This window comes from Rania fehmarnensis (genome assembly GCF_056494185.1).
Window position 1 is genome coordinate 9,046,562 of record NZ_CM151398.1, and the last position, 21,732, is coordinate 9,068,293.

Annotated in this window: 15 protein-coding genes; 4 read left to right on the top strand and 11 right to left on the bottom strand. The window is 55.7% G+C overall.

The annotated features are described in order from the left end of the window. Window positions 1–22: 22 nt before the first annotated feature. From rsgA to SH573x_RS30555, 6 genes are all read right to left on the bottom strand, one after another. Window positions 23–1,171, bottom strand: a complete 1,149-nt coding sequence (rsgA, locus tag SH573x_RS30530) for a ribosome small subunit-dependent GTPase A (protein ID WP_479352024.1) — start codon at window positions 1,169–1,171, stop codon at window positions 23–25. Window positions 1,172–1,175: 4 nt separating this feature from the next. Further along, window positions 1,176–3,179 (bottom strand): ATP-dependent zinc metalloprotease FtsH, encoded by a 2,004-nt coding sequence (gene ftsH, locus SH573x_RS30535; protein WP_479352025.1) that lies wholly within the window; start codon window positions 3,177–3,179, stop codon window positions 1,176–1,178. Between the two features lie 205 nt (window positions 3,180–3,384). Further along, the gene (locus tag SH573x_RS30540; RefSeq protein WP_479352026.1) at window positions 3,385–6,201 is read right to left on the bottom strand and encodes a RecQ family ATP-dependent DNA helicase; all 2,817 of its coding nucleotides are present in this window, start codon (window positions 6,199–6,201) and stop codon (window positions 3,385–3,387) included. A gap of 52 nt (window positions 6,202–6,253) precedes the next feature. Continuing rightward, window positions 6,254–7,552, bottom strand: coding sequence for a leucine-rich repeat domain-containing protein (locus SH573x_RS30545; RefSeq protein WP_479352027.1), 1,299 nt, complete (start codon window positions 7,550–7,552; stop codon window positions 6,254–6,256). Window positions 7,553–7,777: 225 nt separating this feature from the next. Further along, window positions 7,778–9,808 carry an ATP-binding response regulator gene (locus SH573x_RS30550; protein ID WP_479352028.1) on the bottom strand — a complete coding sequence of 677 codons (2,031 nt, stop codon included), beginning with the start codon at window positions 9,806–9,808 and terminating at the stop codon, window positions 7,778–7,780. Window positions 9,809–10,044: 236 nt separating this feature from the next. Next, complete coding sequence (locus tag SH573x_RS30555) at window positions 10,045–11,715, bottom strand: amidohydrolase (protein ID WP_479352029.1); 1,671 nt, start codon at window positions 11,713–11,715, stop codon at window positions 10,045–10,047. 209 nt (window positions 11,716–11,924) lie between these two features. Here SH573x_RS30555 and SH573x_RS30560 point away from each other — a divergent pair, with 209 nt between their 5' ends. Beyond that, the gene (locus SH573x_RS30560) at window positions 11,925–12,122 is read left to right on the top strand and encodes a type II toxin-antitoxin system HicA family toxin (RefSeq protein WP_479352030.1); all 198 of its coding nucleotides are present in this window, start codon (window positions 11,925–11,927) and stop codon (window positions 12,120–12,122) included. Continuing rightward, on the top strand, window positions 12,119–12,367 hold the full coding sequence (locus tag SH573x_RS30565) for a hypothetical protein (protein WP_479352031.1): 249 nt from the start codon (window positions 12,119–12,121) through the stop codon (window positions 12,365–12,367). The genes SH573x_RS30560 and SH573x_RS30565 overlap by 4 nt, the downstream gene beginning before the upstream one ends. Window positions 12,368–12,392: 25 nt before the next feature. Here SH573x_RS30565 and SH573x_RS30570 read toward each other — a convergent pair whose 3' ends face one another. From SH573x_RS30570 to SH573x_RS30585, 4 genes are all read right to left on the bottom strand, one after another. Beyond that, window positions 12,393–13,331: a pyridoxal-phosphate dependent enzyme gene (locus tag SH573x_RS30570; protein ID WP_479352032.1), complete on the bottom strand. Its 939-nt coding sequence runs from the start codon at window positions 13,329–13,331 to the stop codon at window positions 12,393–12,395. Window positions 13,332–13,367: 36 nt separating this feature from the next. Further along, window positions 13,368–14,471: a cis-3-hydroxy-L-proline dehydratase gene (locus SH573x_RS30575; RefSeq protein ID WP_479352033.1), complete on the bottom strand. Its 1,104-nt coding sequence runs from the start codon at window positions 14,469–14,471 to the stop codon at window positions 13,368–13,370. 151 nt (window positions 14,472–14,622) lie between these two features. After that, entirely contained in the window at window positions 14,623–17,292 is a 2,670-nt protein-coding gene (locus SH573x_RS30580; RefSeq protein ID WP_479352034.1) for a bifunctional YncE family protein/alkaline phosphatase family protein, read from the bottom strand. Between the two features lie 44 nt (window positions 17,293–17,336). After that, window positions 17,337–18,044: an orotidine 5'-phosphate decarboxylase / HUMPS family protein gene (locus SH573x_RS30585; protein ID WP_479352035.1), complete on the bottom strand. Its 708-nt coding sequence runs from the start codon at window positions 18,042–18,044 to the stop codon at window positions 17,337–17,339. A 122-nt stretch (window positions 18,045–18,166) separates the two neighbouring features. Here SH573x_RS30585 and corA point away from each other — a divergent pair, with 122 nt between their 5' ends. Both corA and SH573x_RS30595 read left to right on the top strand, forming a co-directional pair. Further along, a complete protein-coding gene (gene corA / locus SH573x_RS30590) occupies window positions 18,167–19,270 on the top strand; it encodes a magnesium/cobalt transporter CorA (protein WP_479352036.1) in 1,104 nt (367 codons plus the stop codon). A gap of 382 nt (window positions 19,271–19,652) precedes the next feature. Beyond that, window positions 19,653–21,182, top strand: coding sequence for a hypothetical protein (locus SH573x_RS30595; RefSeq protein WP_479352037.1), 1,530 nt, complete (start codon window positions 19,653–19,655; stop codon window positions 21,180–21,182). Between the two features lie 66 nt (window positions 21,183–21,248). Here SH573x_RS30595 and bcp read toward each other — a convergent pair whose 3' ends face one another. Next, window positions 21,249–21,716, bottom strand: coding sequence for a thioredoxin-dependent thiol peroxidase (gene bcp, locus SH573x_RS30600; protein WP_479352038.1), 468 nt, complete (start codon window positions 21,714–21,716; stop codon window positions 21,249–21,251). Window positions 21,717–21,732 lie beyond the last annotated feature (16 nt).

Below are 21,732 nucleotides of genomic sequence, written 5' to 3' on the forward strand. Positions count from 1 at the left end.
AGGAGTACGAGTACGAGTAGGATTAAACAGGCGAGGCGGGGTCTTCGATTAGATGCACATAGCTGTCGTAGCGACGAGGATCGATGCGGCCGTCAGCTACCGCGTCGCGGACCGCGCAATCGACTTCGTGTATGTGTGTGCAGTCCGGGAATCGGCAGTGATTGGCATACGGCCGTAGATCGCGAAACAGCCCAGATACTTCCGCTGGCGACACATCCCACAATTCAAACTGGCGAATACCAGGGGTATCAATAATCGTGCCGCCATCGTTCAGCGGAATCAGTTCGGCAGTCGTCGTAGTGTGCTTGCCTTTGTTGTTGTCTTCGCTGATCTCGCCAATGCGCAATCCCAGTCCATGCTGAATGGCATTCAGCAACGAACTCTTGCCAACACCGCTTTGACCGGTGACTACACTATTGCAACCAGCTACCAACTGTCGCAGGGTATCGATGTGCCAACCCCGCGCAGCGCTGGTCAAGATCACACGATACCCCATCTGCGCATACACACCAATCAATGGTTGCAACTCGGCCGGATCAGTCAGATCCACCTTATTGATGCAAATGACCGCTTCCAATTGAGCCTGTTCGGCAGTCACCAAGAAACGATCGATCAAGTGCGGTTTCAGCCCCGGTTCAGCGGCGCTGGTGACAATAATGATCTGGTCGATATTGGCCACCAACACATGCTTGCGGCCCTTGCTGGTGCGGCTCAGTACGCCACGACGCGGATGAATCGCGGTGATGATACCTTGTCCGGTGCCTTCGGGACGAAAGGTGACTACATCGCCGGCGGCGACCACGTGCCGCTGGTCGGTGGACATATTCTTGAGCACGCGGCGCACGGCACAGCGATACTCGGTACCATCTTCGGCGCGAACGACGCTCTCCAAGCCATGAACTCGCAGCACCAAACCGGTGAAAGTCTGATCTTCTTCGCCGCCGATATGCGCGGACATACCGGCCTTGGCTCCTTGGCCGGCCTGGTCGGTAATGATGGTGCGACGACGAGTCAATTCGCCTTTGCCGCTGATACGTTCGCCGCTGGCCAGCTGCGAATCGTCGAGATCATCTTGCTGAAACTTGCGTGTCAGATCGTTAGGGCGTTTGCGACCTTGGTGGTTCTTGCGAAAATCGATGCGGACTTTATCGCCTTTCGATTTCTTCGCCATAACCCTATACCACCGTTTCGCTGCGAGCGCTGACTTCTGGTTCTTCCGACGGACCATGCACCGATGGCCCAATCAAGCTTTCGATCTCGCGCTCGTTCAGTTCTTCACGGCTGACGAGCCCACCTTTGATGGCTTCCAATTCCGCCCGTTTTTCTTCGAGCAACTGGGTGGCTCGTTGATTGGCGTTTTGCAGGATGCGCGATACTTCGTCGTCGATCATTTCTTGCGTGTGTTCGCTGAACTGGCGCGTTTGATGAATCTCACGTCCCAAGAAGGGATCATCATCGGACGTTTTGTAACTGACCGGTCCCAACGTCGGGCTCATACCCCAGTGGGTGACCATGCGGCGAGCGATACCGGTGGCCCGTTCCAAGTCGTTTTCCGCGCCCACACTGATCTCGTCATAGATTAACTTCTCGGCCGCGCGACCTGCCAGAAAGACAACCAATTCATCCAGAAGTTCGCGCTCACTGGTGCTAACGCGATCTTCCGCGGGCAAAATTTGCGTTACGCCCAAGGCGCGACCACGCGGAATAATCGTGACTTTGTGCACGCGCTGCGCTCCGGTCAGAAACCAGGCAGCCAGCGTATGACCAGCTTCGTGATAAGCGGTCTTTTCTTTCTCGTCCTGCTTGAGCACTTCTTCGCGCTTGGCACCCATCAGCACCTTATCGCGCGCGTAGTCGAAATCTTCCATCGAGACGCGCGATTTGTCATTGCGCGCCGCCCACAGGGCTGCTTCGTTAACCAGGTTGCGAATATCAGCTCCGGTCAGGCCAATCGTCACGGCGGCCAACCGTTTCAGATCGACATCGTGATCCAACGGTACATCGCGCACGTGGACTTTGAAAATCTCCAAGCGGCCCTTGAAAGTCGGACGCCCCACGGTGATGTGCCGATCAAAACGGCCCGGACGCAACAGAGCAGGATCCAATACATCGGGACGATTGGTCGCAGCCACCACGATGACCGAATCACCGCCGGCAAAGCCATCCATTTCGCTGAGGATCTGGTTGAGCGTCTGCTCGCGTTCATCGTGCCCACCACCTAGTCCCGCACCACGCTGACGACCGACGGCATCAATCTCGTCGATAAAAATGATCGCAGGTGCGGTTTCTTTGGCATTGAGGAACAGGTCGCGGACACGACTGGCACCCACGCCTACGAACATCTGAATGAATTCGCTGCCGTTAACCGAATAGAACGGAACGCCTGCTTCGCCGGCCACCGCGCGAGCCAGCAGTGTCTTGCCGGTACCAGGAGGACCGTTCAGCAGCACGCCCTTGGGAATGCGCCCACCGAGTTTCTGAAATTTTTCGGGGCTCTTCAGGAAGTCGACGATTTCTTGCAGATCAGCCTTGACGCCTTCTAGCCCCGCCACATCATTGAACGTCGTCTGCTGGTCGCTCGGTTCATAACGTTTAGCTGTCGAGCGGCTAAAGCTGTTCAGAAATCCACCTCCGACAAATTGATCGCGCGTCCGTCGGAACATGAAATACGCAAACGCCATCAGCAGCAGCGGCACGCCTAACATCAAGAACAAGAACATGTACTGCACAGGGGCCTGGTTAGCGTAGGCTATCTGCAACTGCTCGCTATCATCGTTGGTACGCTGTTTGGCCGAATCGAGCTTCTGAGCAAATAACTGTCGATCGCCTTCACTGTCGGGCAAGACGACGCGAAATTGCTTTTGCAGTTTTCGTGGACCACCATCTTGCATCTGCCGAGGCCGCACTTCTCCAGTGGCAGTGATTTCCGGCGGCGCATCGGGCGGCGTGCGAAAAGTGCCTCGGGCTTCGCCTCCATCGATTTCCAACAACAAGACGTTGTCGTTCTCGAGTTGCTGCACAAAGAAGCTGTAAAGGATCGTGCTGCGATTGGCATCCGCCCAAAAGCGGCTGACGATATACATCGACAGCAGCAGCACAATAATGACAAACCAGAACGGCGTCCTGCGGGCTTGATTGGTCTCGTCGGGCTTCACGGGCGGCCGCTGAGGTTTTTCCATTGCCAATTTCTTTCTGCGTTGCTTCTTCAGTTAGGGCTGCCCAGGGTTACAGACCCCATGGCAGCGAACTCTCTATTCTATACGGCGGGGCCACATTTGGGGCATAGGGGAGTGGAATGTGACCTAGGCTCAATCCCCCCTTAGCTAAATCCGAATTCTGGACTTCCCAACCGTTTGCTTCATGGCTCGATGGCCTGCCGCAAACCTATACGCCTGCAGCTGAACGACGTTGCAGTTCACGCAAGATTCGCTGCTGCCCCACCGTCGGCGGTGTATCTTCACCCGCCACGCTGCCGACGGTCAACCACTGCCGCTGGACCGTTTTATTCTGCCTCAACGCTTGCTGCAAATCTGTGGCCACATCCAAATCCGCTTTGCGACGAATCGCCATCACCTCCATCCAGGTGTATCCATCAACCAACAATTGCCAGGTCCACGACCAGTCATCTAGCGGAACTGGCGAGCCTGTTGCCGCTGAAATAGCAGTGGTTTGGGTGGCAGTATTCTGGGTTGCAGTGTTATGGGTTGCAGTGGATGGCTCCTTAGATAATGGGACCAGCGGTTGCACGGCAGGTTGTACCGGGGACTGCAGGACTGGCGCGCTCTCCGGCAATGCAGCAGCCGCATCGGTTGCCGAAGCTATCGCTTGTAACCGGCTGACAAGCCGTTGCGATAACTGCATGCGCTGGATGATCTGACGGCGATCGACCAGCCCGCTCGACACATCGACCGATAAACTCACTGTCGGCCGATGCTTGTTGACCTCTTGCTGCTGCAACAATCCCGATGCCAAGAATGCATCAACGAGCTCTTGAGCATCGCCTTGACGAAAGTTCACCAACATCCCAAAGCCACTCAGCCGATGCAGCCTGAGCTTTTGAACTTTGGCATTGTTCGATCCACATAAGAACTGACAAATCAAGATCTTGCCCAGTCGTCCATGCGTCCTATCGATGGCCGCCAGCACTTCCAGGAGCAGCTGTCGCAACTCAGCAGGCACGGTCACTAACTGCTCGAGCGAGTTGACATCAGCCGCGTCACCAGAGTGCGCGTGATCCGCGCTGCCGCCGGCGGCAACCTGAGCGGGCGTCAGATCGCTGCGACGCTGGGCTGAAACCTTATCGCGGGCCACATGTTTCTTCGCCTGGCTCGCGCGTTCTAACTCAGCATCGGTCCTGGGAACCCAGTCAACCGGGCCCGACGACTCGACAGCGCCAGTGTCTTTGGTGCCAGCAGAAGAGTCAACTTCAACCAGGGGATTGGCAATTGCCTTGGTAGCAGTGGAACCATCGCGCATGCGCTGGGCCAGGTGCGGCCAGCCTGTGGCCCCCAGACAACGATCGCAGTGCCCGCAATCTTCGGCCGCCGTGTCACCAAAGTAATCCAGGATGGCCGCCTGTCGACAGCGCGGCGTCTGAGCATAACGGACGACTTGGTTTAAGCGTTCGTATTCGGCTTCCTTACGCTTGTCCAGTGCCACAAAGTCGATCTGCAACTGATCGAACGGAACGTTGCGTTGCACAAAGTGCGTGGCGCGTCCACGAAACGGAGGCACATAGTCGAACACCTTCAATTGCTCGGCCAGTTCGCGCAAGTGACGATTGAGCACGTCGCGATCCATTTGCAATTCTTGCAGCAGCCACCGCGGATGAACATAAACATCTTCGCCGCGACGTGAGCCAATAATTCGTTCGACAGCCCGCAGGACTTTGCGTTTCACATCGGCATCTTTACGCAGCATGTCGACCAGCGTCGGTAGATCGCTTTCGATCCGCAACTTGGCCAAACCTCCGCCGGTCTCCAAACGTTCGATGACTCCCGTGCGGGCCACGATCGTCAAACTACTGCCCACAGCCTCCGACGAAATGCTCATCCCCATCCCCGAGCGGATTTCGTCCAGCGTCAGTTCGATCGGGTCTTCTTTGCGTTCAGCCATGAACTCGTAGACCGCCTGGATCACTTCGCGCGGCGGATAGTTGTTGTCGATGAAGAACTCTTGGATGTAGCGATCTTGCATGGAGTACAACAACACGCATTGCGATTGCTGCCCATCGCGACCAGCCCGGCCGGCCTCTTGATAGTAGGCCTCCAGCGAGCCTGGAATATTGAAGTGCACCACAAAGCGCAAATCGGGTTTATCGATCCCCATTCCGAACGCATTGGTAGCCACGATGATGCGCAGCTCGTTCTTCATGAAGCGTTCTTGAATCGCACGGCGATGGTCCAGGGGCATGCCCGCATGATAAGCACCCACAGGGATGCGCAGTTTTTGCTGGATCAGTTCCACCAGCGAATCACAACGCTTACGCGTAGCTGCATACACAATTCCTGAACCCGGTTCACGCTTGAGGAACTGCTCGAGTTGCTCCTCTTTCTCGCGATCGGACTGGCGCTGTACGACGCCAAAATCGAGATTGGGCCGCGCAAAGCCGCTCATGAATTGCTTGGGACGCCGCAGCCTGAGCACTTCAACGATATCTTCGCGCACACGCGGTGTGGCTGTAGCCGTCAAGGCGACCGTCTGAATGTCTCCCAACCACTCGCGAAAGCGACCCAATCGCGCATAGTCGGGGCGAAAGTCATGCCCCCATTGGCTGATGCAATGCGCTTCGTCGATCGCCAACAGTTGAATAGGAGTCGCGCGAATCGCTTCTAGAAATCGATGGCTGCGCAGACGCTCAGGAGCCACGTAGACCAGTTTGTATTTACCGGCGGCCACATCCTGCAACCGCTGATTTTGTTCGCCCAGCGATAATGTGCTGTTGATCAGCGCCGCCGGTATGCCTTTCTTGCCCAAGGCATCCACTTGGTCCTTCATCAAGGCGATCAGGGGCGAAACAACAATGGTCAAGCCGGGACGTATGACCGAAGGCAATTGGAAACACAAACTCTTGCCACCGCCGGTCGGCATCACGCACATGCAGTCATGGCCGGTAACAATGGCCGAGATCACTTCGCGCTGACCAGGTCGAAAACTCGACAGGCCAAACTGAGCCAGTGCGCGATCGAGATCTTGGTTCATGCTGTCCATGAGCTGCAATCAATCCGTTGTGGTGGACACAAGGCAAAACGCGTTAAAAACGAACTTTCGTCAGTTTGGGCAACTTGGCCTTCAGCGCCTCGACGCCTTTCTTGCTGACAACGGTGTTGTCCAAGTATAGCTCGGTCAGATTCTCGAGACCTGACAACTGAGCCAAGCCTTCATCGGTAATACCCGTCTTGCTGAGTGTCAACGATTCCAGTGACTTGATCTTGCCGACATACTCCATGCCAGCATCGCTGATGTCATAGATATCTTCCAGTACCAGCGACTTCAGTGGTAGCTTGACGATGTGGACCAGTCCAGCATCGGTGATGCGAGATAACCACAACTCCAGCTCGACTAACTTGTTTAAGCCAGCGATCGCTTCTAGCGTGCTGTCGTCGGCGCGCGATTCACTCAAATCCAAACGCTCGAGATTGGTAAACACACTCAAGGTCTTGAGTCCCTCAGGCGTCACCAGGCAGTCACGCAGCTTGAGTGACTTGATGCCCTTGGCACCCGCGATCGATTTCAGACCTTCATCGCTAAAGGTCGAACGAAAAGCATCTAGATCCGTTAGCTTGGTCAAAGTGGCGAGCGCACTACCGGCGCCAGTGACCGCAGTATCTTGCAATCCCAAGGTCGACATGTTCGTCATCGTGCCAATGACGCTCAAGCTCTTGTCAGTGATTTGGCGACCCCACAGTTTCAGACTGCGAATCTTGATCAGTTTGCTCAGCGCCAGAATGCCTTCGTCGCTAACGCCCGCGCAGTCGCGGAAATCGAGCAGTTCGATCTGCGTGGCGTCGGCCAGTTGCTTCACACCAATGTCGGTGGTCTTGGTCAAGTTGGCTCGCAAGTATTTGAGCTTTTTCATTTTGGCCAGATTGGCATAGGCCGCATCGGTGATCTCCGAACGTTCCAAGGTCAACTCCGTCAACGTCGGAATGGTCAGGAGAGTTTCAATACCGGCATCGCCAATAGCACTGCGGTCAGTCGCGATCAGCCGCTCCAGTCGCGGATGCTTGGCCAGTTCCGCCACGGCCAGGTTGGTAACATCGGGCCCGGTACAGATGATCGTCTTCAAACCGAGCAATTTGGCAGCGGCCGTGAACAACTCCGTGTTGCCGCCACCGGCATCTTGCATGTCGACCACTTCTATATTGCCGCCGCTATTTTTGCGCAGCTTGGCCCCGGCCTCCTCGAGAGTGGCCACAGCCTGGCTGTCGTCGGTAGGAATGGGCGCTGCGGTCGCGCCAGCCGATGTCTTAGAGGATTCTGACTTCTTGGCTTCGCACCCGATCAGTGCGACTGTTGCTAGCAAAACGGTGGTTAGACTCAAGAACCGCATCGAAATCTCATTACAGCAAAAAAGGGGGTAATTTAGTTGACCTGTAGCCGAAGTCGCCAGACTTTGGATGCATCAAACACAATTCATCCAATCTCTGGCGAGATCGGCTACGTAAAGTCCAATCTCTGGTGAGATCAGCTACGTAAAGTCCTGTATTAGGATACCAGGATCGATCGATCCTGATACACCTTTAGTGTAGGGAACCCGGCAAGAGCGCGAGGCATACTAAACCGAGGATAGTGATTCACGGACTTTGGTCAGCAGAGTTTCTGACGAGAACGGTTTGGCCAGAACGTTTTCATCGGCCAGGACGCCAGGGCCCAGCGAATCGGATAGGCTGTAACCCGAAACCAGGAGGACCTTGATGCCCGGGCGGTAGGCTTGCAGATTCTCGCGCAGTTGTCGGCCGCTCATTTCGGGCATGACGATATCACTGACCACCAAGTCAATCTGCTCAGGGTTCTGGCGGAAGATCTCCTCGGCCTGTCGACCGTTGCGAGCTTCGAGTACCTGATAGCCAGCTGATCGCAGGATTTGACAGGTCAAGTTGTGAACCATTTCGTCATCTTCGACCACCAAGAGCGTCTCATGGTTACTGGCCGGCGTACTGGACTGGTTCGATGATGAGTCCGGTGCCGGTAACTCCAAGGAACGCGGTAGATAGATGCGTACAAGTGTTCCCTGCCCGGGTTTGGAGTACAACGAAATGTGACCCTGGCTTTGATTGACGATGCCGAAGACCGTGGCCAGTCCTAGCCCGGTACCTTTACCAAGTTCTTTAGTGGTGAAGTAAGGTTCAAACGCTCGTTGACGAACGCTTTCGTCCATGCCGCATCCATTGTCTTGAAAGGTCAGCAGCACATATTGTCCTTCCGGGGCGTCGATATGTTCATGGGCGTTGGTGGCGTCGACGTGCAGATTGATCGTTTCGATCGTTATTTGTCCGCCGGAGGGCAGGGCATCACGGGCGTTGACCGCCAGGTTCACTAATACTTGTTCCAGCTGGCCACGATCAGCGCTCACCGGCCACAGATCATGGGCCAGCTGGGTTTCGATTTGAACCTCTTCGCCGATTAAGCGTTGCAGCATCCGCTGCACTGCGTCCACAATTTCATTTAGATCCAAGAGCTTAGGCAGCGTCATCTGCATCCGACTGAACGCCAGCAACTGTTGAGTCAGTGATGCAGCCCGATTGCCCGCGCGATGGATCTCGTTCAGATATTCACGACCTTCAGCGGTCAACTGAACGTCGCTATCAAACATCTGGCAATAACCGTTAATCACTGTTAACAGATTATTGAAATCGTGCGCGATGCCGCCAGCAAAGCGTCCGATGGCTTCCATCTTTTGAGCTTGACGATACTGCTGTTCGAGTCGTCGAGTCTCAGTGACATCTCGAAAGACCAGTACGGCGCCGGTAACCTGGCCGCTGGCATCTCGAATCGGGGCAGCGCTATCGGCGATCGGATACTCGCGACCGTCGCGGGCGATCAGGATTGTATGATTGGCCAGACCGACTACGATTTTCTCCCGGAGCGCTTGGGCAGCCGGACTGGCAACTTTTACACGCGTCGTTTCGTTGACAATGTTAAAGACTATTTCCAGTGGCTGACCGACGGCTTGATCAGTAGTCCAACCGGTAAGCTCCGTTGCCACATCGTTCAACATGGTGACCCGCCCATGCGAGTCCGTTGAAATAACAGCATCGCCGATACTGGCCAAAGTTGTACGAAACCATTCGCGTTCTTGGTGAAGTTGACTATTGATTAGCGCCAGTTCATGAACGCGATCTTTCACCCGTTGATCGAGCATCAAGTTCAGCTGCACCAGCTCATGTTCGACTTGCCTGCGGGCGGTTACTTCTGCTTCCAGTTCTGCGTGCGTCGGCATGCTCCGCGCCGCCGGTGCAATGCGAAAGAGGGCTAGTACCGTACACCAAGATACGATCGCGGTGAAAAACTTTAACATGCCCGCCAGGCGATAAGCTGGCCACCAAAAGATGGCCGCTTCCATTAGGTGTGTAGAACCACACAAGAAGATAAAAGCTGCGAATAGCAGATAGATATTGCGAAAGCGCATGCGCCCCCGCTGTGACACCAACAGCCACAAGAGGATTGGGATGGTGAAATATGCCGACCAGATACCCAAGTCGGAAATAATATGTAACCAGCCATGCTCGCTCGTCCAGACTCCACACCGCCAACGCGGAGGAAAGCCGGATGTATCCAGCAAGCGTCCCAAGAATTCCACAGACATGAGGGGAATGATCCGATGCGTTTCTTTAGGAGCAATCTTTCTCTCAGTAGAACAACCTCCTCGCAGGGTTGAGCATCGGCCACGCCCGGTGATAGTCTACTGCACGCGCTGCACCGCGTGAGAATGAATGGCGCAATTACGCCATTTCATCGGTCTCCTTTTGCTCCGCAAAAGGTAGGAGCCTTTCGCGGAGCGAAAGGAGACATTTAGCCTTTCGCAACGTTGATGAAAGAAATTTATTCGCCGCCGTAGATCGTGCGCACTACCTTGGCTTGATGCAGGTTTTCCAGTGCCAGATCCGGGTCGAACAAGTCTCGATCCCAGACGGCAATGTCGGCCAGCATGCCGGCCATCAGACTGCCGTGCTGTTGCTCGGCGAACTGAGCATAGGCCGCTCCACTGGTGTAGGCTTGCAGGACTTGTGGTAGTGGCAAACGCTGCGCGGGAACGAAGCCGCCGGGCGGTTGGCCGTCCAGCGTTTGGCGTGTAAGCGCCGTGTGCATGCCCAAACGCGGATCAAGATCCACTACGGGCCAGTCGCTGCCGAAGGCCAGCTGACCTCCCGCATCACTGATGCTCTTCCATACCCATGCCCGACTGGCGCGATCTTCTCCTAAGTTGGCCGCCCAGACATTGAAGATGTTGCTGTTGGGATTGGCATGGTAGGGTTGCATGGATGCGATAATGCCCAGCTTGCCAAAACGGCCGATGTCTTCACTGGAGATCGATTCGATGTGCTCCAAGCGGTGCCGCCTGCCACCTTGCGGAACTGGATTCGTCTTAGCAGCCAGCTCCAAGGCGTCGAGCGTCATGCGAATACCGCCATCGCCGATCGCATGCACCATGATTTGCCAGCCACGTTTATCAAGCTCTCGCACGACTTCATTGAGTTGGGCGGGCGTAGTTTCTGGTAGTCCCTGCGTAGGTCGATTGGCATAAGGCTGTAGCAAGGCCGCCGTATGCGATTCGATGACACCGTCGACATACAGCTTCACTGCGCGAATATCGAGCTGCGGAAATCTCGCCCGCAGTTGATCCAGGCGGTCGATGTCCGTGTCCAACATATCGGGTCGCCCTTCGAGCGCAATCGCCATCCGCAGATTCAGCTCGCCACCGGCTCGCAAGCTTTCGAATAGCTCTAGCTCGGCCAGGCCCACTCCAGCTTCACACACGCTGGTTACGCCTAGCGCATGAGCCAGCGCGATGCCTTGCCGGAGAGCCGCAAGCTTCTCGTCACGCGTCGGCTCAGGAATTACTTTATCGATCAAGGATTGTGCCGCTTCTTTCAGCACTCCCGTCGCTTCACCTTGGGCATCGCGCACAATGATCCCAGCGGGTGGATCGGGCGTATCGCGCGTGATACCCGCCGCTGCCAGTGCTTTAGAATTGACCCACACAGTATGCCCGTCATAACACCGCATGATGGCTGGAGCATCGGGAATCAGTCGATCCAAGATGGCTTTGTCAGGCAAGCCACTTGGGAACGTACCATACAGCCACCCTCGCCCCACAATTACTGGCTTGGATGGATTCTGAGCCATGTATTTCTGGATGGTCGCTTCGATGTCAGCGATGGACTGACAGTCGGACAAGTTGACTTGAGCCAGCGATAGCGATCCAGACAGGAAATGCACATGCGCATCGTGCAGCCCCGGCGTAACGGAAGCTCCCTGGGCATCGATGCGTCGCGTGTTGGATGTCGCCAAGGCTTGGACTTCCTGGTCGGAACCCACCGCTACAATGCGGTCACCACGCACCGCCAACGCCGTAGCGCTGGGTGTCGACGAGTTGACCAGTCGGCCACCGGTAATAATTAAATCCGGTGGCTGTGCCTGCGCAAGTGAAGACCAGCCGAGCAACAACACAGTGATCAACGTGCGCAGCAGGTCAGTTGGCCGGTGTGTCATGGGAATAGAACTCCGAACTTTGTGCAGGGCTGGCCAGTGTCGTTCCGCAGCTAGGGGTCGGGAATGACAGCGCGGGAATAAAATCGCGATTGGGAAACCGTAATGTAGCTGAAAAAATGCTGGCACCGGAATGATTGCCCGGATGGCTAGAATCGGAATCGCGTGGCGAATAAAATGTGTAGATCGCAACTGATTGAAAGGACGCTGATGTGCCAAGGAAGATCCGTGAACTCATTGCTGATTTGGAAGCAGCAGGCTTCGAGGATCGCGGAGGAAAAGGTAGCCACCGAAACTTTGTCCATCCAAACGTTCCCAAACCGGTTACGATTTCCGGGAAAGCTGGCGACGATGCGAAAAGGTATCAGGAGCGTGCGGTAAGCAAAGCAATCGAGGAATCCAAGTCATGAGCGCTGCTAATAAATACGTAAAGATAGTTGAGTGGTCCGACGACGATCAGTGCTTTGTCGGCAGTTGCCCTGGCCTTTTTTACGGTGGATGCCATGGGGACGATGAAAAACTGGTCTTTGCTGAACTCTGCCAGATCGTCGAAGAAATGGTCAAACTCTATGAAGCAGAGAGTCGGCCCTTGCCACCGGCAACATCTGGGTACGACTGGGCCAACACGATCACGAATACGACTACAACGCGTTGACACATGGGTGCGAATCAGCCCACGCCTAGAGCCAGGGCAAGGCGTTTAGATCTACGTTGCCACCACTGAATATGATCCCCACGCGCTTGCCCCTGAGCGGTAATCGCTCTTGGAGCATGACCGCCAGTGGTACCGCGCAGGACGGTTCAATAATAATTTTCAGTATCTGCCAAACCAGTTGCATGGCCGCGACGATCTCTGGGTCGCTGACGGTGGCAATATCGGCTACATGATGTTGAATGACCGAAAAGGGTTTAGGGCCCACCGAAGTTCGCAGTCCATCGGCGATCGTGTTGGCGACACCCACCGCTTGCAACTGGCCCGTGCGGAATGATCGCTGGGCATCATCGGCCCCGGCTGGCTCAGCACCATAAACGATCACGTTGTGAGCCTGACCCACGATAGCCGTACCCGACAACAAGCCGCCACCACCCACGGGTGCGAGTATGGCATCCAGTCCGGGATGATCCTCGATCAACTCCAAGGCAGCGGTACCCTGACCGGCGATCACTTGCCAATCATCAAAGGGATGCACGAGCACGGCACCCGTGGCGGCTTGCACCTGCGCGGCCGTCTCTTCGCGGGCCTCGGGCGTTGGCTGGCAAAAAGTGATCTGGCCGCCCAACCGGCGCACCGACTCCACCTTGGGTTGAGGCGCATTGCTGGGCATGACCACGTAAGCCGTGGTGCCCGAATTGCGCGCGGCCAGCGCCAGCGCCGCGGCATGATTGCCCGAAGAATGCGTTACCACTCCCCGACTAAGCTCTGCCGGCGTCAGTGATAACACCGCATTGTGCGCTCCACGCGCTTTGAAGGCACCGATCTTTTGAAAATTCTCGCACTTGAAAACCAACTCAGCCCCAGTCATCTCATCCAGCGTATGACTGGTCAGCGTGGGCGTACGATGAATATAGGGCTGAATGCGAACGTGAGCAGCACGAATGTCAGCCAGCGATGGAAGCATGGGGGAGTTTGAAGTTTGAAGTTTAAAGTGGGCGGTTTAGATTACTTCGATCACTGTTTTGCCCAGGACATCCATGCGGGGTTGGATGCCCAGGCCGGGCGCATGCGAGGCAGACATGCGGCCATGTGTGCGCTGGGGTGCGCCGACTGCCGTGCTGACCGTTACATAGCTATTAAAGTCTGTGGTTGTAAACAAGTAAGGCGTGGGAGTACTCTGCGCCAGGTGGGCAATGGCTGCGGTGGCGATGTCACCGCCCCAACTATCTTCCAGCGTCATACCGATACCACAAGCCACGCACAAATCGCGCGCTTGACGCGTTTTGGTTAGCCCGCCCAGCTTGCTGATCTTCAAATTAACCACGTCCATCGCCAAGTCGGCTTTGGCTCGCAACAGCACACCCAGGTCATCAATGTTCTCGTCCAACACGAAAGGCTGGGTAATCTGACGCCGCACCGCCAGACACTCTTCGTAGGTCAGACACGGCTGTTCAATATACACATCGATATCGCGCACAGCCTTGGAGACACGCACGGCTTCGTGCTGTACCCAGCCCGTGTTGGCGTCCGCCACCAATCGATCACCCATGTGTAGTTTGTCGGCCACGGCGCGGATACGCGCGATATCGACATCGGGATCGCCGCCGACCTTTAATTGAAAGCGACGATAACCTTCAGCTCGGTAACCAGCCACACGAGCGGCCATCTCATCAGGCTCTTCCTGTGAAATCGCGCGATACAAATGCACATCGTCACCATAGCGACCGCCCATCAGTTCGCAGACGCTCATGCCGCAAGCCTGGCCCAGAATATCCCAGCAGGCAATGTCGATCCCGCTCTTGACGTACGGATGCCCTTTGAGCGCCGCATCCATCAGCATATTCAGTTTCGTTAGCTGCCGCGGATCATGACCGATTAAGTGTGGTCCCAGTTCCTGCAAGCCAGCGCGAACCCCGGCCGCATAAGCAGGCAAATAAAACGGACCTAGCGGACAAACTTCGCCGTAGCCCGACAAGCCGGTATCGGTATCGACGCGCACGATGGTACTGTCAAACACGGTCACCGATTTGCCACCACTCCACTTGTAAGTAGTTTCGACCAGGGGAAGTTCAACGCGATAAGCTGAGATGCGAGAGATTTTCATAGATGTGTTTCGGGGTAGCGGAACTCGTCAAGAGTCTCGGGGTAGCGGAACTCGTCAAGAGTTTCGGGATTGAACTGGCAGGCAACGAAAGCCTTGACGGCTTCCGCTACAGGCTTAGCAAACGAAAGCCTTGACGGCTTCCGCTACGTGATTAGTCGTTGTCTTCGACTTGCGTGACTGCCCATTCGGGATAAGGGACGGCGGAGCCTTTAACGGCACGCCATAAGATTCTATTGAGAGTATCTTCGGGGGCTTTGTCTACTTCGACAAAGTTCAAGGTCGACGACACGAGTGCATCTTCGCGCAAGATTGGATCGACGATCGCTTGAGGATCTGGATTCATTTGATCCAGTGGTACCAGGTTGGGTACCGAATCGAACGGAGTCAGGTTAGCGGTGTCCGTAAAACAATCGAACATCGGCGTAGCGCTGGCGTCGAACTGATTCATGGGCGGCAAGCCTAGAATCTGCTCCATCGTCCGGATGAGACTGGTCGTATTGTACTGAGTGCTAATGGTTTGACCGCGCTTAGTGTAGGGACTGATACAGTAAGCCGTAGTGCGATAACCGCTAATGTGATCCCAGCCGGCTTGTGGGTCATCTTCGATCGCAAAGATCGCCATATCTTTCCAAAACTTCGAATGGCTGAGGGCTTCGACGATCCGGCCGAAGGCCAAGTCGTTATCGGCCATGCAGCTGGCCGGCGTCGGGCACTTGGGTTTCGTGCCACTGCCATGGTCGTTAGGCAAGCAAATGATGACCAGGTTGGGATACTCACCTTTGGCTTCGAACTCTTTTAGTTCTTTGATGATAAAGTCAGCCCGATACTGGTCGGGCACCGACATCTCCCAACCAACATAAGTCGACGGTGAGAACGGTCGCAAAGTTTCCACCGCCGGTTCACATTCAAAAATCACTTCGTCGCTTTCGCCCTTCCACGTGCGGTAACACGACAGATAATCGGGCGTACCTGTGCGGCTGGCGTCGCGATAACGAACTTTGGGCATCATGAATTCGCCATAATTGCGCAGGCTCTTCTTGTGCGCCAAGACGTTGTCCCAGATAAAGCCGGCCGGCGAATAGGCCAGCGCGTCGGCTTCGTCTTCGCCCATACCATCGGGATAGCTGCGAGGGAAACTGGCAAAACTCTTTTCCATGTAGTCGGTGCTGAAGGCAGTGGTACTCCATTGATGACCGTCCGCGCTCAAGATGCCAGTGCAATAAGTGTTATCCAGCAGCACAAACTCCTTGACCAATTTATGTTGGTTGGGAGTAACTTCTGCACCAAAGATGCACAAGTCCGCATGTCCGCGGCCTTGAGGCAGAGCGCCGAAGACCTGATCGTAGGTGCGGTTCTCTTTAATGATGTAGACGACATGTTTGATCAGGCTGGGTTCGCCAATGCGCTGAGGAATCGCACGTGGCGGCACATCGCCGCGCGGCTGGGCGGCGGCGGCCGCAATCGCTGGTCGCCGCAAGTTCTTGGCCACGCGTTCCGATAACATCGCCAACTGCTCCTCGTTTTCGGGCAGCGGGCAAAGCGAGAGCGAGCCGGTGTAGTGATGCGAGTTGAATCCCTCTTTGCCGTCGCCTTGCTTTTTCGGCTTGAGGGGCAAGCCCTTGATGTTGGCCACAATGAGTTGTTGGCGATGGGAATCAAATACCAGTGCGCCCGGGAACCAACCTACGGGTATTAGTCCCAAAAGCTTGGAATCGCCTTTCTCTTCGGGCTCAAATTCTGCAACGGCGATGGCGTTCTGCGTTCCGTTGGCCACGTACAGGCGTTCACCAGCGGGATCAAACACCAAAGCGTTCGGCGAAGCACCAAATAGTTCGGCCGGCGTAGACTTCATCCAGATCGTATCCACGATTTGCTGATTGGCAATGTTGATAATGCTCAAGTGATCGCTGCCGGCATTGGCGCACACCACAAACTGGTTGTTGGGCGAAACGGCCAGGGCCGAAGCATGCAGACCTGTGACAACTTCGCCAATAACTTTTCCACCATTTAAATCGACAAACGAAACTGAACCTTCGCTGGCGATATCGCGCTGATCCACGCGAACAGTAGTCCCACGACCGGCTGGACCGACGCGATCGTTGGCACCTGGGCGACGACCGCCCCAGTTGCTGACGATGGCCACATTTCCGACCAATCGCACATCGTAGGGTGCTACGCCAACGTCAAATGATCTCAGCAGTTTGCCACTGCTGGCATCGATCTCAAGCAAGCGATTGGACAAGTTGCCGCAAACATAGAGTTGACTGTTGTCCGGTGACAAAGCCAGACCACTGGGAATTTCCGCTTTTCGTCGTGGAGCATCGGCGTTGGGTAGCGGCAACGTGTGCGAAGGTTTGACTTCACCTGACTCAGTGACGCTGAACACTTTGATCGAGCCGTTGACGTTGCTCATATAGATGTGTTGCGAGTCCGACGAAAAGATCAGCCCGGTGTAACTGACCTGGCCTTTCTTGTCGGGTTTGAGAATATTGGGCGAGACCACATCGGTCGGCGGTTCATTCAAACCTTCATCGGGCAAATCAACTTTGCTCTTAGTCGCGCCCGTCACTGGATCGAGCACCACCAAGTCGCTGGTCTTACCAGCCACTACCAAGGTGCGTCCATCGGGCGACAGGGCCAGCGCTTGCGGTCGCATGCCCGGCAGATCGATGTGCTTGCCCCAGGGAGTTAGCAATTGATTGACGGGCGTAACGATCACATCATCGCGCCACCGACCAACCAGGTCGGTCGGCGTGGCCTCTTGCGCCGCGGTGTGGTGGACCAAGTTAATGATCAGCCAGCAAGCGATTAAGTGTTTCATGATTTCTCAGTCGTGCTTGATGCGCAGAAGTTGACGCAGGGGATCTATTCGTTTTTTACTTTAACGTCACCGTAGTTATGAACTTCATCGCAGATGCGGCGGAGGACAGCTTCCAGGTCGCCACCGGCTTGCTGGAAACGATCGGGATCGATGGCCAGGGGTGCCCCGATGACGACCAGCGGAGCGCCGTAAGCTGGCGTCTGAATGGCTTGATCGATCGACAGACCACCCACAGCTTGCACGGGAATGCGAACGGCATCGACTACTTCGCGGAGTTGGTCCAGCGGTGTGGGTGCCTTTTCGCCGCGAGCGGCGATGCCGCGGCGTTCATCGTAGCCGATGTGGTGAATGACGTGACTGCATCCCAAGTCTTCCAGGAATTTTGCACCGGCCACCATATCGGGGCAACCGAGGTTATCGCCCATGACGCCGATGCCATAATCTTTACCGGCTTTGACCACAACTTTGATCGTTTCTTCATGGGCTCGGGCCATGACGACCACGTGGGTGGCCCCGGCCTTGGCCATCATTTCGGCCTCCAAGTAGCCACCGTCCATGGTCTTTAGATCGGCCACGATGGGCACGCCGGGAAATCGCTCCCGCAGCGTTCTCACGGCGTTCAGCCCTTGCGCCAGAATCAGTGGGGTGCCAGCCTCCAACCAGTCGACACCCGCGCGGCGTGCCAATTCCGCTGTTTCAATTGCTTCCTCTAATGTTGTAACATCCAGCGAAATTTGTACGATCGGTCGCACTCTAGTGACTCCAGGTGGGTAGCATGACCAGCCGCTCACCGGGATTGTTCCAGGCAAGCGACTGCTATCGAAAAGACATTCGCAGAATTCTAACCACAAAAGCAAGCGCGACGAAAGCTGCCATGAAAGTTCGACCCCATCGCCGTCATCGCCAGTCGCTCAACCAGCGTCGACGAGCCAAACCCGGCACCCCACCCGGCACCATTGTCGCAGATCCCAACGCACAAGCGACGCAAATTCGCGTCATCGCTTACAGCGCGTCGGCGATCCACGAAACCGATATCCAATCGATCGAACAATTAAAGCCGCTGTTGCAACATTGGCCCACGATTTGGATCGATGTCTCGGGTCTGGGGACCACGCAAACCATTCAAGACCTGGGCCAGCTGTTCCAGTTGCATCCGCTAGCGATGGAAGACGTGGTAAATGTCCACCAGCGAGCCAAACTGGAGAAGTACAACGATCACTTGTTCATCGTGGCCCGCATGTGCAATCCCGAAGATGACGTGCACACCGAACAGATTAGTTTCTTCTTAAGGCCCGGCGTCTTGATTACATTTCAAGAGCGACCCGGTGACTGCTGGAACGCAGTGCGTGAACGCATCCGTCATTCGCGCGGCCGCATTCGCAGTTCGACGATCGATTACCTGACTTACGCCTTAATGGATTCAATTGTCGACAGTTACTTTCCCATCGTCGATACACTCAGCGATCGCTTGGATGCTCTGGATATGGAAGTTACGGCCCAAGTACATCCGTCGCAAATGCATCGCGTGCACGATCTGCGCGCGGAACTGCTGGCTTTGCGCCGCGCGATTCGACCACATCGCGAGATGATCAACGAACTGACACGCGAGGATGTGCCGTTGATTACCGCTGAAACTCGCGTGTTCTTCCGGGACTGTTACGATCACATTATCCAAGTCATCGACCTGGTCGATACCTATCGCGAACTAACCGCCGACGTACGTGATTTCTACATGTCCAGCGTCAGCAACCGCATGAACGAAATCATGAAAGTGCTCACGATCATCGCCACGATCTTCATGCCGTTGGGCTTTATCGCGGGCATCTACGGCATGAACTTCAACACCCAGTCGCCTTGGAACATGCCCGAACTCAACTGGCGATTCGGCTATCCCATGGCACTGGCTGCCATGCTGGCTACCGCCTTTGGGTTCATGTGGTACTTCAAACGCAAAGGCTGGATCTTCAGCGGCGGATAGACCTGGTTACCAGGCTCCGCCTGGTAACCCACTGCCTTGCAGGCTCCGCCTGCGCATCGAGACAAATTGCAGTTTGCTTGTTCGGACGGTAACGCGACGGGGAAGCTACCGTTATCCCGCGCACTACGCGCTACACTTCGTTCTTAGCAACTTCGATTGCGGCTCGGTCCGATCGAACGCATTGGGCCATCCAACGCTCGCCGCATCACGCTGGGCGAAAAATAGGGGAATTGTCTTTTTGCCTCTAGCTGTCAGTCGTGCTCCCGCCGGGGCAAGCCCGGCGGAGAGCAGAATCGCTTCGCGATTCACATGACAGATCTGATGTTGCTTCAAATTGCGTAATTTGCGATAAGCACCACTTACACGTCGAAGGTGCTATCGGATGGCTAAGCCTACTGGCAAAATTAAGCTCAATGGCTTGCATGACCAGCGGAATACTAACGCCGCTGCAGGTCACCGCTCGGAGCCTGCCCAGGTAGTAAGCCAAGCCAACCGAGCTGATAAGACGGACCGATCGAACAAAAAAGCCGAGGCTCAGCCTTCGAAATTCAAGTCGTTCAGCTCGATCTTTCCCGGTGGGCCGTTGTTGTGGCTGTTGATGGGATTGGCGATTGGGCTGGGTGGTTGGCTGGGTGGTCGATCTTATCTGCGCCGCGTTTTGGCGGAACGCTTGAGCAGTGCACAATCGGAGCAAGTGGCTCTGGAATCCATCGATGCACTGCTGCGACTGGATGCCAACGCCACGGTCGAAGTCTCGCAGGGACTGGGACATCCTGAGTTTATGGTGGCCAACGCCGCCTTTCGAGCTCTGAGCGGTCAACTGGAAGCCTGGTCGAAACTCGATGCCGACGATCGACTGCTACGCATGCAACAGGTGGCCACACAGTTAGAACTCATCCCCGCCGACGTCGATCAAGATCATCGCATTCTGATAAGTGGATTAGCATCGCGCATTTACGCTGACGCACTCAGCAATCGAGAGCCTGGGGCGGCGAAGTTGTTGGACGCTTGTCGACGCGTCATTGCCAAGAGCGATCCCGCCGCTGTCGGCGCCCGCCTGGCCAGGTTGGAATCACCTGGGCCCGGTCCCGAACTGGCTCGCGACCAACAGGACACTAGTCCAGTCCCACCACCACTACCGCCACTGAATCCAACCAATCAAGCCACTGCACCAGCCAACTTACCAGCTAACTTGCCAGCCACTGGTTCGCTCAGCGATGCAGAACCCGACGAGGATGCAACATCTGACTATTCGTCCACCTCTAGCATGCCGCGCATGAGCATCAGTGATTCCAATCCTCAACCTACCAATGGCAAAACGTCCATGCAGTTGACGTCGGGGCCAACATCGGTCTCTGTCGACTCGATGACTGATGGCGAGCTTGAGTTCGACGGTGGGAACCATCCTGAAGCCAAACTGGCGGTCGATGCGTCCAGTCGCACGCGTGTAACCTCACCAAAAATCGTTCCCTTGACCAGTCAGAGCCAACCGTCGGCTGCCGAATTGGCTGATCAAGAAGCGCTGACGATCAGCGGTATGGATGAATTGCAAATCGATCAATTGGTGCGATTGCTGTCCAGCCTGCAGCCACGTATCAGCCAGGCAGCGGCGCTGACGTTGCGTAAAAAGGGTATGCGTGAGCGCGATCTAACGATGGCCATTCAGTTGGCCTCAGGTTCTGCCCAGCAGCGCAGTAGCCTGCTGACCGAACTGGTCGGACTGGACGACTGCGATCCTCGACCGTGGCTGTTGTGGATGGCTACCGACGGACAAGATCAGGTACGCCTACACGCTGTTGGCCTGCTGAAACCGCTAGCCGATAACGACGTCCGCCGCGAACTGCGATTGTTGCTGAACAAAGAACGCAACGAACAAGTCGCCGCCACCATTCGCAACGTGCTGGCCCAGTAAGTCTCCTTTCGCTCCGCGAAAGAGAGTTTGGAGACACTGGCCTTTCGCGGAGCGAAAGGAGACTAACTATTGCGTCAATGCTTCTAGCACCGCTGCATCGTGTCCGTCGACGCTTACTTTCTTCCAGACCTTGACGATCTTGCCATCGGGACCGATCAAGAAAGTCGAGCGTTGGATGCCCATCGACTTTTTGCCGTACATGTTCTTCTCGCGCCACGCACCATACTTTTCCGCCACGGCGTGATCGACATCACACAAAAGTGGAAAGTTGAGTGTGTACTTGTCGCGAAATTTCTCATGCGAAGTTTGGTCGTCGGTGCTGACACCTAACACAACCGCTCCGGCGTCGGTCAGTTGACTGGACGCATCGCGAAAAGCGCAAGCCTGGCGCGTGCAACCCGGCGTGTCATCGCGCGGATAAAAGTACAAGACGACGTACTTGCCTTTGTAATCGCTCAACTTCACATTCTGGCCGTTATCAGCCACAAGTGTGAACGCGGGGGCTTTGGTACCTTCTTCTGGCCAATCGCTCATGGTGGTGATGGTAACT